The following is a 13,539-nucleotide window of genomic DNA, read 5'->3' as shown; positions in this document are numbered from 1 at the left end:
GTCTGGAGGAGACGATGGAACAAGGTACCCAATTTCGTGTGCTCTCGCCCGACGGAGGGGGGCTCATCCCGTCCGACCGGGTGCAGGGGACGGAGGTCTTCCGCTCGGGCGGGGAGCATATCGGACACATCGACCGGCTGATGATCGACAAGGAAACCGGCCGCGTCGCCTATGCGGTTCTGGCCTTCGGCGGCTTCCTGGGCGTCGGCGAGCGCCACTGCCCGGTGCCCTGGTCGCTCCTGCGCTACAGCGACGAGCTCGGCGGCTACGAGATCAACGTCGCCGACGAGCAGCTGCGCGGGGCGCCGGCGATCGAGCCGTCGGAGAAGAGCTGGACGAGCCGCGAGCGCGACCAGCACATTCACGAGCACTTCAACGTCCCCGGGTACTGGGTCTGACGAGACGTGTTCACGCGGGCGTGAGGAACCTTCCGCGGCAGCGGAGGGTTCAGGGGGAGATGTCGGGCAGCGTACGGTGGCCCGGCCAGAAGAGAGGCAACGACAATGCTTGAATGGGCCCTGGTATTCCTCGTGATCGCCATCATCGCCGGCGCTCTCGGCTTCACCGGCATCGCCCGGGGGGCGGCGAGCATCGCGAAGATCCTGTTCTTCGTGTTCCTGGTGATCTTCGTGCTGATTCTGATCTTCGGCGGGTTGGCCGGAGGCGCCCTCTTCGGATAGACGGTCGCGATTCCACCGCCTCCGGTCGGGCGCCGGAGGCGGTCTCGCGGCCCCTCCATGGGAAGGATCGCCCGCTCCGGCTTGCCGCATCCGTTCAGGACGCTAGGATCGGCCGAAAGAGGAGGCGAGGCCGACCCTTGGCCAAGACGATCAGCATCATCCTGGGCCTCGCCATGGTGGCCCATCTCATACGGCCGCTCGGGCTGCCCGGCCTCAAGAGACGCAAGGACGCCTGGCGCATCGCGGTGTTCGCCCTCGCGCTGATGATCGTGACGGTCAGCCTGAGGCCCGACTGAAAGCCCGGCCGCGCGGCTCTTTCAGAAGCCGCCGGCGAATTGCCTGCGCTTGCCACGACGCGGGGCTGGAGGCTCCTTGGGCAGCTCCACCTCGGGCATGGAGGCCTGCCGGCCCGTCTCGGTGAAGCGTTGCCACACGGCGTGGTGCGAGATCAGGAACATCGAGGCGCCGCTCTTTCCCATCGCCTGCACGGAAGCGAGGCTCGGCGGCACGTCGAGGCTCGTCGGCCGGAAGCTGCACTTGCCGTTGCCGGTGTAGGACGTGCCCCCGGTCTCGAAGGCGATCGCCACCTCGACGTCGAGGTTCTCGTGGCTGATTTCGGAGAAATCCAGCTTGACCCCGTGAGCGTGGACTTCGACGGCCGCCTTGCAGGCTTCGACCAGACGATCGTCCGCGTGTGAAGGTCCCGTTGCGAGCAGCGCCGGAGCCAGCGCGATGAGCGCAAACTTCATCTTCATAGGTAGAAAACTCAGTGACATTCCCCCGTCCCACCAAGTTGGTTCGACCACGGAGCCGTCGCCTCTCGCCGCGGTCCCCCTCAGACTGCGCGGCGAATTCTTAGCAGAACGTTAACCATGGCCACCCTTTAGGCTGCCCAGATTTTGGGCCGAAATGCGCACTCGCGCAAATGTTCCGGCACGGTATGGGACAAACTCGGCGAAACGTTGCCCAGAGGTGACAGCTTGTGTGGCGGAGGAGCGGCCGCGACCGGAAATGCTGGAAAAAGCGCCGTTTTCGAGGCAGAACGCGCCGGCAAATGCCGACACCATCACTGTCGCGCAAACGCCACAGTGACGACATTATGTCTGTGCGTCCCAAACGACGCGTCAGAAGAGGGCGGTCCGGGTCACTCTTCGCCGCCCCACGGGCCTCCGTCCGGCATGATGCCGCCGGATGTCCCATCGGGGTTCGCGAAGGGCGCGCCACCGTTGGCGGCCGCCTCGCGTTCGTGGCGGAGCGCCCAGTGGACGCTCGGGAAGGCGAGGTCGGGCCACGGGATGGCTTCCCAGGCGAACACCTCGACCTCCCGGCTCTCGGGGCCCGGTGCATAGTCGCTCGCAAGCCTCGCGCGGTAGATGAGCTGCACCTGGGACAGCCGCGGGATCGAGTAGACCGCGAGGAGCGCGTCGATCGCGATCTCCGCACATGCCTCCTCCTGCGCCTCCCGCCTCGCCCCGTCCTCGGGCGTCTCATGCTGCTCGAGATAGCCCGCGGGCAACGTCCAGTAGCCCGAGCGCGGCTCGATCGCCCGTCGGCACATCAGGATCCCGCCATCGGCCCTGACCACGGATCCCACGACGATCTTCGGGTTCTGGTAGTTGATGAAGCCGCAGCGCCGGCACACCGCGCGGGTGACGCTGTCGCCTTCGGGGACCAGGTGTTCGAAGTCCGGGAGATCCGCGCTCATGGTCAGGAGGATGCCCGACGCTTCTCGCGCTTGGCAATCCCGGGACGCTAGCGCCTGAGCCGCTCCAGCGCGAGGCACACGAGCCCTGCCGCGAGCCCCCAGAACGCCGCTCCGATGCCGAAGAACGCGATGCCCGATGCGGTGGCCGCAAACGCCACGACGGCGGGAAACCGGTCCTCCGCCGCGCCGAGGGCGGTGGCGAGGGCACCCGTCAGCGGGGTCACGAGGGCAAGCCCCGCCACCGTGGCGACGAGCTCCGTCGGCATCGCGGCGAGGAGCGCGGCCAGAGAGGCGCCGAACGCCGCCAGCACGATGTAGCAGCCGGCATAGGCGAGGCCGACATGCCAGCGCTTCGCGGGATCTGGATGGGTGTCGGGGCCGGTGCAGATGGCGGCCGTGATGGCCGCGAGGTTGACCGTGTGCGCGCCGAGCGGCGCCACGAGGAGAGAGGCCGCGCCCGTGACGCCGAGGATCGACCGCGCCGGGACGCGGTAGCCCGAGGCCTTCAGCACCGCGAAGCCCGGCAGGTTCTGCGAGGCCATGGTCACGAGGTAGAGCGGAAGGCCGAGGCCGAAGAGAACGCCCGCGTCGAAGCTCGGCGCGACGAGGGTGAGGCGGGAGAGGTGGAAGTCGGCCGCGGTGAGGTCGGCGAGGCCGAGGCCGCACGCGAGCGCCAGGCCGCCGGCGAGGACGGCGAGCACGGCCAGGTCCGCCCGCACGATCCGCACGGCGAGGTAGAGGGCGAAGAGCGGGAGGACGAGGCCCGGCAGCGCGGTGGCCGACTGGAAGGCCGACGCCACGAATCCGAAGAGGACGTCGGCCAGCATGGCCGCGGCGATCAAGGCGGGGATGCGCTCGATCGTCCGGCCGACCGGCCCCACGAGCGCCGTCAGGAGGACGAGGCCCGACGCCATCATGAAGGCCCCCACGGCCTCCGCCATCGTCGCCGCCCCGGCGGCCGTGCCGATCAGCGCGGCGCCCGGCGTCGACCAGGCCGTGATGATCGGGATGCGGTGGCGCAGGCTGAGGATGCCGCTCGTTCCGGCGATCGCGAGGCAGATCGCGGCGACCCAGGAGGAGGTCTCGCCGTCGCTCGCGCCGAGGCTCTGTGCCGCCGCGACGATGAGCGCCAGCGTTCCGCCGAAGCCGACCAGAGAGGCGACGAGCGCCGACGCGATCACCGAAAGCCGCACCACCATCCTCCTCGCAGGGTCGTGTCGCGGCTTATCAGGCGGTTCAGCTTGCGGAAAGCGCCTTCTCGATCTCGGGCATCAGGCGCTGCTCCAGCGACTGCGGGGTCAGCGGGCCGACATGCTTGTAGGTGATCCGCCCCCGGCCGTCGACGACGAAGGTCTCGGGGACGCCGTAGACCCCCCAGTCGATCCCGACGCGACCATTGCCGTCGACTCCCACGGCGTCGAAGGGGTTGCCGAGCTGGCCGAGGAAGCGGCGCGCGTTCTCGGGCCTGTCCTTGTAGTTCAGGCCATAGACGCGGAAGCGGCCGTCCTCCGCGAGCTGCGCGACGATCGGGTGCTCGTCGCGGCACGGCACGCACCACGAGGCCCAGACATTGACGATGCTCACCTCTCCCTGCCTGAGATCTGCCGACGAGAAGCCCGGCACGGGCCCCCCGGGGCCGCTGAGGCCGGGAAGGGCGGCGAGCTCGAACTGCGGCACCTCGTTGCCGATCAGGGCGGAGGGGATGACGGATGGGTCTCCGGAGTAGAGCCTCACGTAGAAGAGGCCCGCCAGCCCGAGGAAGACGGCGAGCGGGGCGATCAGCGCGACGCGGAGGATCCAGCGGCGTCCGCCTGTCTGGCTGCGTTCGGTCGTGTCGGTCATGGCGTCAGTCTCGGCCGCCGCGGGGGCGATCGCCGAGTTCCTCCAGCGCCTGGCGCTGCGCGGCGCCGTCGAGGCGAACCCAGGCGATCAGCCCGACGACGATGAGGGCTGTCGCCGAATAGGCGGCGACGACGAATCCCATGTGGCTCATGATGCAGTGGCCTCCGCAAGGCTGAGCTGGCTCGCCGTACGCACGCGCAGGGCCCGCACCCTGCGGCGCATGATCTCGTTGCGCATGGCGGCGACGTGCAGCGCGAGGAAGAGAAGGGTGAAGCCCAGCGCCATGATCAGGAGCGGCACGAGCATCGACATGTCGATCGTCGGTCCGTCGAGCCGGAACACGCTGGCCGGCTGGTGGAGCGTGTTCCACCAGTCGACGGAGAACTTGATGATCGGCACGTTGATGAAGCCCACGAGCGCGAGGATCGCGCCCGGCCGCGCCGCCCGCGCCGGATCGTCGAAGGCCCGCCACAGCGCCATCAGGCCGAGATAGAGCAGGAAGAGGACGAGGACGGAGGTCAGCCGCGCGTCCCAGACCCACCACGTGCCCCACATCGGCTTGCCCCACAGCGACCCCGTCAGGAGCGCGAGGAAGGTGAAGGCGGCTCCGATCGGGGCCGCGGCCCGCGCCGAGACGTCGGCGAGAGGGTGACGCCAGACGAGCGTGCCGAGCGACGAGATCGCGATCGTCGTGTAGCAGAACATCGCGAGCCAGGCGGCGGGCACGTGCACGTACATGATACGTACGGTCTGCCCCTGCTGGTAGTCGACGGGCGAGGCGACGAGCGCGAAATAGAGCCCGACCGCGAGAACGAGCGCGGCGGAGCCCCACAGCCAGGGCTGCAGCCTGGCCGAGAAGGTCATGAAGCGGGTCGGGTTGGCGAACTGGAGCATGTTCCGGGGCGATCGGTCTGGCACGCGTCTCATGTAGCCTCTTCTATGGGGCCACAGTTTGACATGCCGCAACAGCATGTCACGCGACATATTCGCCTTTCTCTATCACTCGAGCGCGAGGCGCAGGGCGGCGGCGGATGCCCACGGCGCCAAGACGAGGCTCGCGAGCGACAGGGCCGCGAGCACGGCCAGCGGCGTCGTCATCGGCACGGGCCCGATCAGCGCCGACTGCGTCGCGGAGATCCCGAAGATCAGGACGGGCACGGACAACGGCAGGACGAGAACCGGCACGAGCAGGCCGCCCCTGCGGAGCGCGACGGTCAGCGCCGCGCCGATCGCCCCGATCGAGGCGAGCGCCGGCGTGCCGACGAGGAGCGTGAAGGCGACGACGGCGAGGCCCTTCGGCTCGACATTCAGCATGATGCCGAGAAGGGGCGCCGCGAGGACGAGCGGCAGGCCCGTCGTCACCCAGTGCGCGAGCGTCTTGGTCAGGACCGTCAGGGCGAGCGGCACCTCGCTCATCGTCAGGAGGTCGAGCGACCCGTCCTCCCAGTCGGCCTTGAAGAGGCGGTCGAGGCCTAGGAGTGTCGCCAGAAGCACGCCGAGCCAGAGCAGGGCCGGGCCGATGCGCGACAGAAGCGCGAGGTCGGGACCGAGCGACAGGGGCATCAGCGCGACGAGGATCAGGAAGAAGACGACGCCCATCGTCGCGCCGCCGCCCGCCCGCGTCGCCAGCGCCACCTCACGGCGGAAGAGGCTGATGATCTGGCCCGTCATGCCGCCCGCCTCATCTCGAGGCGCCTGGCCTGAAGCGGCAGATCGTCGTGCGTCGCGACGAGGGTGAGGCCTCCATCCGCGGCATGGGCGCGCACGAGGCCGTAGAGCGTTTCCCGGGACGCCCTGTCGAGCGCCGTCGTCGGCTCGTCGAGAAGCCAGACCGGGCGCTTCGCGCAAAGGAGGCGCGCAAGCGACAGGCGCCGGCGCTGGCCGGCCGACAGGGTGTAGGCCGGGAACTGCGCCAGCGCCGAAAGGCCGACCGCCTCGAGCGCGGCGCGCGGCTCGACGCTTCCCTCGCCCAGCATCTCACCCCAGAAGCGTAGGTTCTCCAGGACGGTCAGCGGCGGCTTGATCGCGTCGAGGTGGCCGACATAGTGCGCCTGCTCGGGAAGCGTGAGCTCCTCGTCGCCGCCCTGGAGCGCGATGTCGCCAGCCGTCCGGTCGACGAGGCCGGCGACGAGGCGCAGGAGCGAGGACTTGCCCACGCCGTTCGGTCCCCTGAGCTCCAGGATCTCGCCGCTCCTCACCTCGAACCCGACGCCGGCGAAGACGTCGCGCCCGCCGCGCCGGCAGGCGAGGCCTTGCGCCACCAATCTCATCGTCCTTTGCGCCTCCTGTTCGCTCGCCGCCAGAAAACCGATCGCCGCCGCTCGTGCAAGGGCGGTGGACCGCGTGACGGGGGCCAGACCGCCGAGATCGAGGACACCAGCGAACGTTGCCGATTGGTTCCGGCGCCCGAAGACGGGCCAGACGCCACCACGTTCGGCAGGCGCAGACTTTGACGCGGATCAGAATCTCGGTTCGCGGCGACGTCTTCCTCCGGCGACAGTGGGCGCTGAGCCACAGGTCGGCTCACTCACCCCGTGCCCGCCATCCGTGCGGCCGTGCGCGCCGCCCCGGCCGCCCCTGCGGTGGCGCCGTCCGCATCTGGCACATGCCCGACAAATGCCCTATAAGGACGGCCAATCGGGGCACCCCCCGAGGCCGGCCCCTGCCCTAAGGACAAGGTCGCCGGCTCAGCGCTCCTAGCGCGCTCCCGCTCCATGCAAACCAGAATTGTATCCAAAGGAAGGGGGTCCACGCCCGTGACAAGCTCGCCCGATAGCTTCAAGTCCCGCCAGACGCTCCAGGTCGGCGACAAGTCCTACGCCTACTACAGCCTGAAGGCCGCCGAGGAGAACGGCCTGAAGGATGTGTCCAGGCTTCCCTACACGTTGAAGGTCCTCACCGAGAATCTCCTGCGCTTCGAGGACGGCCGCACCGTCTCCAAGGCGGACATCGAGGCCATGCCGGGCTGGCTGGCCGAGCAGAAGTCGACCCGCGAGATCGCGTTCCGCCCGGCCCGCGTGCTGATGCAGGACTTCACCGGCATTCCCGCCGTCGTCGATCTCGCGGCGATGCGCGACGCGATGAAGCATCTCGGAGGCGATCCGAAGCGGATCAACCCGCTCGTGCCCGTCGACCTCGTCATCGACCACTCGGTGATCGTCGACGAGTTCGGCAACCCGCAGGCCTTCAAGCGCAACGTCGAGCTCGAGTACAAGAGGAACGGCGAGCGCTACCGCTTCCTGAAGTGGGCGCAGAGCTCGTTCGACAATTTCCGCGTCGTGCCGCCCGGCACCGGCATCTGCCACCAGGTGAACCTCGAGTACCTGTCCCAGACGATCTTCTCCGCGAAGGAGGAGGACGGGACGGAGGTCGCCTACCCCGACACGCTCGTCGGCACCGACAGCCACACCACGATGGTGAACGGCGCGGCCGTGCTCGGCTGGGGCGTCGGCGGCATCGAGGCGGAAGCGGCCATGCTCGGCCAGCCGATCTCGATGCTCATCCCCGAGGTGATCGGCTTCCGCCTCGAAGGCAGCCTGAAGGAGGGCGTCACCGCCACCGACCTCGTCCTCACCGTCACGCAGATGCTGCGCAAGAGGGGCGTCGTCGGCAAGTTCGTCGAGTTCTACGGCGACGGGCTCGACCACCTGCCGCTCGAGGACCGGGCGACGATCGGCAACATGGCGCCGGAATACGGCGCGACCTGCGGCTTCTTCCCGATCGACGCCGAGACGCTGCGCTATCTCCGCGAGACCGGGCGCAGCGACGAGCGCGTCGCGCTCGTCGAGGCCTACGCGAAGGCGCAGGGCATGTTCCGCTCGACCGGCGACGCGCATCCGACCTACACCGACACGCTCGAGCTCGACCTCGGCGAGGTCGAGCCGTCGGTCGCCGGGCCGAAGCGTCCGCAGGACCGTGTGCTGCTCGCCCAGGCGAAGCAGGAATTCGCGAAGGCGATGGACACCGAGTTCAAGCGCGCCGACCAGGCGGGCAAGCGCGTGAAGGTCGAGGGCACCGACTACGAAATCGGCCATGGCGACGTCGTCATCGCCGCGATCACCTCGTGCACCAACACCTCGAACCCGAACGTGATGATCGCGGCCGGCCTGCTCGCCCGGAAGGCGAACGAGAAGGGCCTCAAGGTCAAGCCGTGGGTGAAGACCTCGCTCGCGCCCGGCAGCCAGGTCGTCGCGGGCTATCTCGAGAAGGCGGATCTCCAGAAGGATCTCGACGCGCTCGGCTTCAACCTCGTCGGCTTCGGCTGCACGACCTGCATCGGCAATTCCGGGCCGCTGCCGGAAGCGGTGTCGAAGGCGGTGAACGAGGGCGATCTCGTCGCCTGCTCGGTCTTGTCCGGCAACCGCAACTTCGAGGGGCGCGTCAATCCAGACGTCAGGGCGAACTACCTCGCCTCGCCGCCGCTCGTCGTCGCCTACGCGCTCGCCGGCTCGCTCAACGTCGACCTGACGACCGAGCCGCTCGGGGAGGACAGGGACGGCAACCCGGTCTACCTCAAGGACGTCTGGCCCTCCTCCACGGAGGTTCAGGAGTTCGTGCGGGCGAACATCACCCGCGAGCTCTTCGCGTCGAAATATGCCGACGTCTTCAAGGGCGACGAGCACTGGCGCGAGACCCAGGTCGAGGGCGGCATGACCTATGCCTGGGACGGCAACTCGACCTACGTGCAGAACCCGCCCTATTTCGTCGGCATGGACGCGCAGCCGAAGAGCCCCGAGGACGTCGTCGGCGCCCGCGTCATCGGCCTCTTCCTCGACTCGATCACGACCGACCACATCTCGCCGGCCGGCTCGATCAAGGCGCAGAGCCCGGCGGGCCGCTACCTCCTCGACCACAACGTGCAGCCGGTCGACTTCAACCAGTACGGCACGCGGCGCGGCAATCACGAGGTCATGATGCGGGGCACGTTCGCCAATATCCGCATCAAGAACCAGATGGTGCCGGGCGTCGAGGGCGGCGTGACGGTGCATCACCCCTCCGGCGAGCAGATGCCGATCTACGACGCGGCGATGCGCTACAGGCAGGAGGGCGTTCCGCTCGTGATCTTCGCGGGCAAGGAGTACGGCTCCGGCTCGTCGCGCGACTGGGCGGCGAAGGGCACGAACCTGCTCGGCGTGCGCGCGGTGATCGTGGAGAGCTTCGAGCGCATCCACCGCTCGAACCTGATCGGCATGGGCGTCCTGCCGCTGCAGTTCACGAACGGACAGTCCTGGCAGTCGCTCGGCATCACCGGCGAGGAGAAGGTGACGATCCTCGGCTTCGACGACATCCGCCCCCGCGCGACGATGCAGGCGGAGATCGAGCGGCCGGACGGCTCGAAGGAGACGGTCGACCTGCTGTGCCGGATCGATACCGAGGACGAGCTCGACTACTTCAGGAACGGCGGCATCCTGCACTACGTGCTGCGCCGCCTCGCCGCCTGACCCCGCGAGATCCTCGACGGGACGCGAGCCGGGGCCCACGGGCCCCGGCTCAATTTTTGCGGCTCGGCGGCGCGAGGCTCGGGTCGCGCGTTGACGACCTATGCTCTTGCAGGACATGGTCTTTCGCGCGAAGCCGCGCCGACGGCGCTCGTGGCGTCACCCTGAATTGACTGGCGTGTGAGCGGGCGCGGCGGTACCGAAGGCTCCATCGACAAGAAGGGCGCAAGAAGACATGTTTCGCATCGCCGGCGCACTCATCCTCATCGTCCTGCTTCAAGGGCAGGCCGCGGCCGGTGAGAGGTTTTCGGTGATGGAGCTCTTCACGAGCCAGGGCTGCTCGTCCTGCCCGCCCGCGGACGAGTTGCTCGCCGAGTTCGCCGAGCGCGACGACGTGCTCGCCCTCAGCCTGCCGATCGACTACTGGGACTATATCGGCTGGAAGGACACGCTCGCCTCGCCGGCCTTCTCCGCCCGCCAGAGGGCCTATGCCAAGGCGAGGGGGGACCGCGAGGTCTACACGCCGCAGGTCGTCGTCAACGGCGCCGATCACCGGGTCGGGTCCGACCGTCAGGCCCTGCTGGATGCGCTGGGCAAGACCTCCGACGAATCGCCGGTGTCGGTCGAGGCGAGCGCCGGGGAGACGAAGGCCCGCGTGACCGTCGGCAGCGGGTCCGCAGCCGCGAAGGCGATCGTGCTGCTCATCGTCTTCGACCCGGAGGCGACGGTGAAGATCGGCCGGGGCGAGAATGCCGGTCAGACGATCACCTACCGAAACGTCGTGAAGAAGATCGTGCGCCTCGGCGAGTGGCGCGGCACGGCGAAGACCTACAGTTTCACCCTGCCCCCGGAGGGGCTGCGCTGCGCCGTCCTTGTGCAGCTCGGCACGGAGGAGAAGCTCGGCCGGGTCCTCGGGGCGGCGCGGCTCTGAGGCGCGCCGCCGGCGGCCATTGGCGCACGCACGGCGCGCTTCCGCCATCTCTCTCCTCAACGTGCTGGAATTCCGGTCTTTTCGTTGCGCGAAGGGCTTCTGCTCCTTACGGTCTCCCGATCTCGAGGGGGGACGGGGGAGCGGCATGATCTGGGGGCGGCGCAAGGGCGTGCGGGAGGCGGCAAGGCAGGCGGCGCGCGCGCGGCCGGCCCCGCCGGTCGACTGGAGGCCGCCTCTCTCCCGGCGTTTCGGGATCGATGGCACCCGCTCGGCGAGCGAGATCGACGCCGTGGAGCCGGACGAGCCCTCGGCCGAAGATGAAAGCGACACCGTCCGGGCCCGGACGGCGCTGCATCTGCCGCTCTGGAGGCTCGACATCGACGAGGTGCGGCTGCTCCTCGAGCTCGGCCTCGAGACGCCGAGCGTCTTCCGGCTGGCGCTCCTGATGCTGGAGGAGGCCCCGTTCGAGGAGACCGGTGGCGAAGCGCTTCTCGTCTCGGCCGCCGGATCCCTGCGCTGGGACTATGATCCGGTCGCCGGCAAGGCACGCACTCGCGACGAGGAATCCCGCTATCGCGGCGAGGCCCTGGCCACGCTCATGCAGGCGCACTCGCCGGCGACCTCGCGGCAGTTCGAGATCCTCGCCGCGGCCGCGGCGGCCGTCGCGCCGCCGAAGCGCTTCGCGGAGACGCGGGCGAGCCTCTCCGTGAGGCAGTCCGGCGGGCGCGTGAGCGTCCTGCCGCGGCGGGAAGCCGGCACGCCCGGCGCGGAGGAGACGCCCGCCGTCCGGGTTCTCCTCGTCGGTCGCCGGGACGAGAGCCGTCTCTGGGCCGTCGCCGTCTATGACGGACGGCCCTTCGCCCGGTTCGGCTCGTTCATCGGCGAGGGTGTCGCGGGGGCACAGCGGCGGATGGAAGCCGTCTACGGCATTCCCTCGGACAGCTGGACATCCTTCGAGACGTGACGCGCGGGCGGCCTCAGCCCTGCGGCTCGGAGGGCAGGAGAAGCCGTGTCAACCGGGCCGCGAAGGCGGCCGGGTCGCTCGGCGCCTCGCCCTCGAGGATCGCGGCCTCGTCCCACAGGAGCCAGGCGGCATCCGCCAGCCGCTCGCTCGCGCCACCCTTCGCGGCCTCCGCCGAGAGGTGGCGGATCAGCCTGTGGCGCGGGTTGAGCTCGAGGTCCGGCGCCGTGCCGGGGATCTGGTTGTTCTCCTGGCGGCGGATCATCCGCTCGAGCCTGCGGTCGAGGGCGCCTTCCTTGGCGACGAGACAGACGGGGCTCTCGGCCAGCCTGTCGGAGGGTCTGACCTCGCCGACGACGTCGCCGAGCGTCTGCTTCACGAGGGCCGCGAGGGTCGCGACGTCCGACGTCGGCGCCTCGTCTCCGTCCTCGGCCGCGGCCGCGCGGGGGATATTCGAGATGTCCGCCGCCCCTTGCGTGATCGAGCGGAACGGCTTTCCGTCGAACTCGGGGGCCATGCGCGCCCAGAAATGGTCGACCGGGTCGGAGAGCAGGATCACCTCGATGTCGCGGGCGCGGAAGCCTTCGAGCTGCGGGCTCGCCGCCGCCTGCGCGTGGCTGTCGGCCGTGACGTAGTAGATCGCGCTCTGGTTCTCCCTGAAGTCGGCGACGATCTCCTTCAGCGAGCGCCAATCCTCGCCGGACTTCGTCGTGCGGAAGCGGGCGAGCTCGAGGAGGTCGCCACGACGCTCGAAATCCTCGTAGAGGCCCTCCTTCAGGACGTTGCCGAAGGTCTGCCAGATCTTCAGGTAGCCCTCCGGCTCCTTCTCCGCGCGCTTCTTGAGCTCGGAGACGACGCGGTTCGTGATGCCCTTCTTGATCTGGGAGAGCATCGGGCTCTCCTGCAGCATCTCGCGCGAGATATTGAGCGGCAGGTCGTCTGAATCGACGAGACCGCGCACGAAGCGCAGGTAGCTCGGCAGGAGGTCCGCCTCGTCTGTGATGAAGACCCGGCGGACATAGAGCCGGACGCGCCCTTTCCGCTCGGGATCGAACAGGTCGAACGGCCGCTCCGACGGCACGAAGAGCAGGACGTGGTAGGCCTGCCGCCCCTCCGCGGAATAGTGGATCGTGATGGAGGGCTCGTCGAACTGGCCGCCGACATGGCGGTAGAAGTCGGCGTAGTCGTCGGCCGAGATCTCCGACTTCGGCTTGAGCCACAGTGCGCTGCCGTCGGTGATCTCCCGGAAGGCACCGTCCTTCCCGAGCCTGATCGGTATCGGGACGTGGCCCGAATGCGAGCGGATGACGTGCTCGAGCCGGTGCTCCTCGGCAAACTCTCTCGCGTTCTCCTTGAGGTGCAGGATCACCCTGGTGCCGCGCGAGGGGGCGTCGTCGGCGGACGCGATCTCGAAGGCGCCCGAGCCCGTCGAGCTCCAGCGGTGGCCCTGCTCCTCGCCCGCGCGGCGGCTCAGAACCTCGACCCGGTCGGCTACCATGAAGGCGGAGTAGAAGCCGATGCCGAACCGACCGATCAGGTTCTTCGCCTCTTCGCCGGCGTGCAGCGCCTCGACGAAGGCGCGCGTGCCGGAGCGGGCGATCGTGCCGAGATTCTGCTGGAGGTCTTCCCGGCTCATGCCGATGCCGTTGTCGGAGATCTCTAGCGTGCCGTTGCCGGCGTCCGGCAGGATCGTGATCCTGAGGTCGGGATCGTCCTTCAGGAGCGCGTCGTTGCGGCGCGCCTCGAAGCGCAGCTTCTCGCAGGCGTCCGCCGCGTTCGATACGAGCTCGCGGAGGAACAGCTCGCGGTCGGAGTAGACCGCGTGGACCACGAGGTCGAGCAGGCGGTCGACCTCGGCTTCGAACGCGTGAGAGGTGGCCGCCTGCGCGGCGCTGTCGGTTTCGGCCATGACGGGACGGGTCCTTCTTCCAGGGCATCTTCTCGTGGATCCGCCGCGGAGATAGGCCCGTCCGGGGGCGGCT

Annotated in this window: 15 protein-coding genes; 6 read left to right on the top strand and 9 right to left on the bottom strand. The window is 69.1% G+C overall.

The window, feature by feature from the left end; translation table 11 throughout:
• Window positions 1-14: 14 nt before the first annotated feature.
• The 3 genes from N177_RS06385 (at window position 15) to N177_RS21840 (ending at window position 976) form a co-directional block, all read left to right on the top strand.
• Window positions 15-398, top strand: a complete 384-nt coding sequence (locus N177_RS06385; protein ID WP_040485243.1) for a PRC-barrel domain-containing protein — start codon at window positions 15-17, stop codon at window positions 396-398.
• Window positions 399-503: 105 nt separating this feature from the next.
• A complete protein-coding gene (locus tag N177_RS20950; RefSeq protein WP_023431451.1) occupies window positions 504-680 on the top strand; it encodes a DUF1328 domain-containing protein in 177 nt (58 codons plus the stop codon).
• 137 nt (window positions 681-817) lie between these two features.
• Window positions 818-976 carry a hypothetical protein gene (locus N177_RS21840; protein WP_023431450.1) on the top strand — a complete coding sequence of 53 codons (159 nt, stop codon included), beginning with the start codon at window positions 818-820 and terminating at the stop codon, window positions 974-976.
• A 21-nt stretch (window positions 977-997) separates the two neighbouring features.
• Here the strand turns inward: N177_RS21840 and N177_RS06375 are convergent, their stop codons facing one another.
• The 8 genes from N177_RS06375 to ccmA all read right to left on the bottom strand — a co-directional run bounded on the left by N177_RS06375 (window position 998) and on the right by ccmA (window position 6,497).
• On the bottom strand, window positions 998-1,435 hold the full coding sequence (locus N177_RS06375) for a hypothetical protein (protein ID WP_023431449.1): 438 nt from the start codon (window positions 1,433-1,435) through the stop codon (window positions 998-1,000).
• Window positions 1,436-1,824: 389 nt separating this feature from the next.
• Complete coding sequence (locus tag N177_RS06370) at window positions 1,825-2,385, bottom strand: NUDIX hydrolase (RefSeq protein WP_023431448.1); 561 nt, start codon at window positions 2,383-2,385, stop codon at window positions 1,825-1,827.
• 47 nt (window positions 2,386-2,432) lie between these two features.
• On the bottom strand, window positions 2,433-3,578 hold the full coding sequence (locus N177_RS06365) for a benzoate/H(+) symporter BenE family transporter (RefSeq protein WP_040485298.1): 1,146 nt from the start codon (window positions 3,576-3,578) through the stop codon (window positions 2,433-2,435).
• A gap of 43 nt (window positions 3,579-3,621) precedes the next feature.
• Complete coding sequence (locus tag N177_RS06360; protein WP_023431446.1) at window positions 3,622-4,227, bottom strand: DsbE family thiol:disulfide interchange protein; 606 nt, start codon at window positions 4,225-4,227, stop codon at window positions 3,622-3,624.
• 4 nt (window positions 4,228-4,231) lie between these two features.
• The gene (ccmD, locus tag N177_RS20945) at window positions 4,232-4,378 is read right to left on the bottom strand and encodes a heme exporter protein CcmD (RefSeq protein ID WP_023431445.1); all 147 of its coding nucleotides are present in this window, start codon (window positions 4,376-4,378) and stop codon (window positions 4,232-4,234) included.
• Complete coding sequence (locus N177_RS06355; RefSeq protein ID WP_040485242.1) at window positions 4,375-5,154, bottom strand: heme ABC transporter permease; 780 nt, start codon at window positions 5,152-5,154, stop codon at window positions 4,375-4,377. Before N177_RS06355 ends, ccmD begins: the two co-directional genes overlap by 4 nt.
• Window positions 5,155-5,226: 72 nt before the next feature.
• Window positions 5,227-5,898 (bottom strand): heme exporter protein CcmB, encoded by a 672-nt coding sequence (ccmB, locus tag N177_RS06350; RefSeq protein WP_023431443.1) that lies wholly within the window; start codon window positions 5,896-5,898, stop codon window positions 5,227-5,229.
• Window positions 5,895-6,497 carry a heme ABC exporter ATP-binding protein CcmA gene (gene ccmA / locus N177_RS06345; RefSeq protein ID WP_040485241.1) on the bottom strand — a complete coding sequence of 201 codons (603 nt, stop codon included), beginning with the start codon at window positions 6,495-6,497 and terminating at the stop codon, window positions 5,895-5,897. The genes ccmB and ccmA overlap by 4 nt, the downstream gene beginning before the upstream one ends.
• A 486-nt stretch (window positions 6,498-6,983) precedes the next feature.
• Between ccmA and acnA the strand changes: the two genes are divergently transcribed.
• From acnA to N177_RS06330, 3 genes are all read left to right on the top strand, one after another.
• Window positions 6,984-9,668: an aconitate hydratase AcnA gene (gene acnA, locus N177_RS06340; RefSeq protein ID WP_023431441.1), complete on the top strand. Its 2,685-nt coding sequence runs from the start codon at window positions 6,984-6,986 to the stop codon at window positions 9,666-9,668.
• 232 nt (window positions 9,669-9,900) lie between these two features.
• Window positions 9,901-10,596 (top strand): DUF1223 domain-containing protein, encoded by a 696-nt coding sequence (locus tag N177_RS06335; RefSeq protein ID WP_023431439.1) that lies wholly within the window; start codon window positions 9,901-9,903, stop codon window positions 10,594-10,596.
• 145 nt (window positions 10,597-10,741) lie between these two features.
• Window positions 10,742-11,560: a hypothetical protein gene (locus N177_RS06330; RefSeq protein ID WP_023431438.1), complete on the top strand. Its 819-nt coding sequence runs from the start codon at window positions 10,742-10,744 to the stop codon at window positions 11,558-11,560.
• Between the two features lie 13 nt (window positions 11,561-11,573).
• Here the strand turns inward: N177_RS06330 and htpG are convergent, their stop codons facing one another.
• On the bottom strand, window positions 11,574-13,466 hold the full coding sequence (gene htpG / locus N177_RS06325) for a molecular chaperone HtpG (protein WP_023431437.1): 1,893 nt from the start codon (window positions 13,464-13,466) through the stop codon (window positions 11,574-11,576).
• Window positions 13,467-13,539: the final 73 nt, after the last annotated feature.

The organism is Lutibaculum baratangense AMV1 (assembly GCF_000496075.1).
In the GTDB taxonomy this organism is placed as follows: Bacteria; Pseudomonadota; Alphaproteobacteria; order Rhizobiales; family Tepidamorphaceae; genus Lutibaculum; species Lutibaculum baratangense.
The sequence above is the reverse complement of the archived record's forward strand: the minus strand, read 5'-3'. Positions and strand labels throughout refer to the sequence as shown.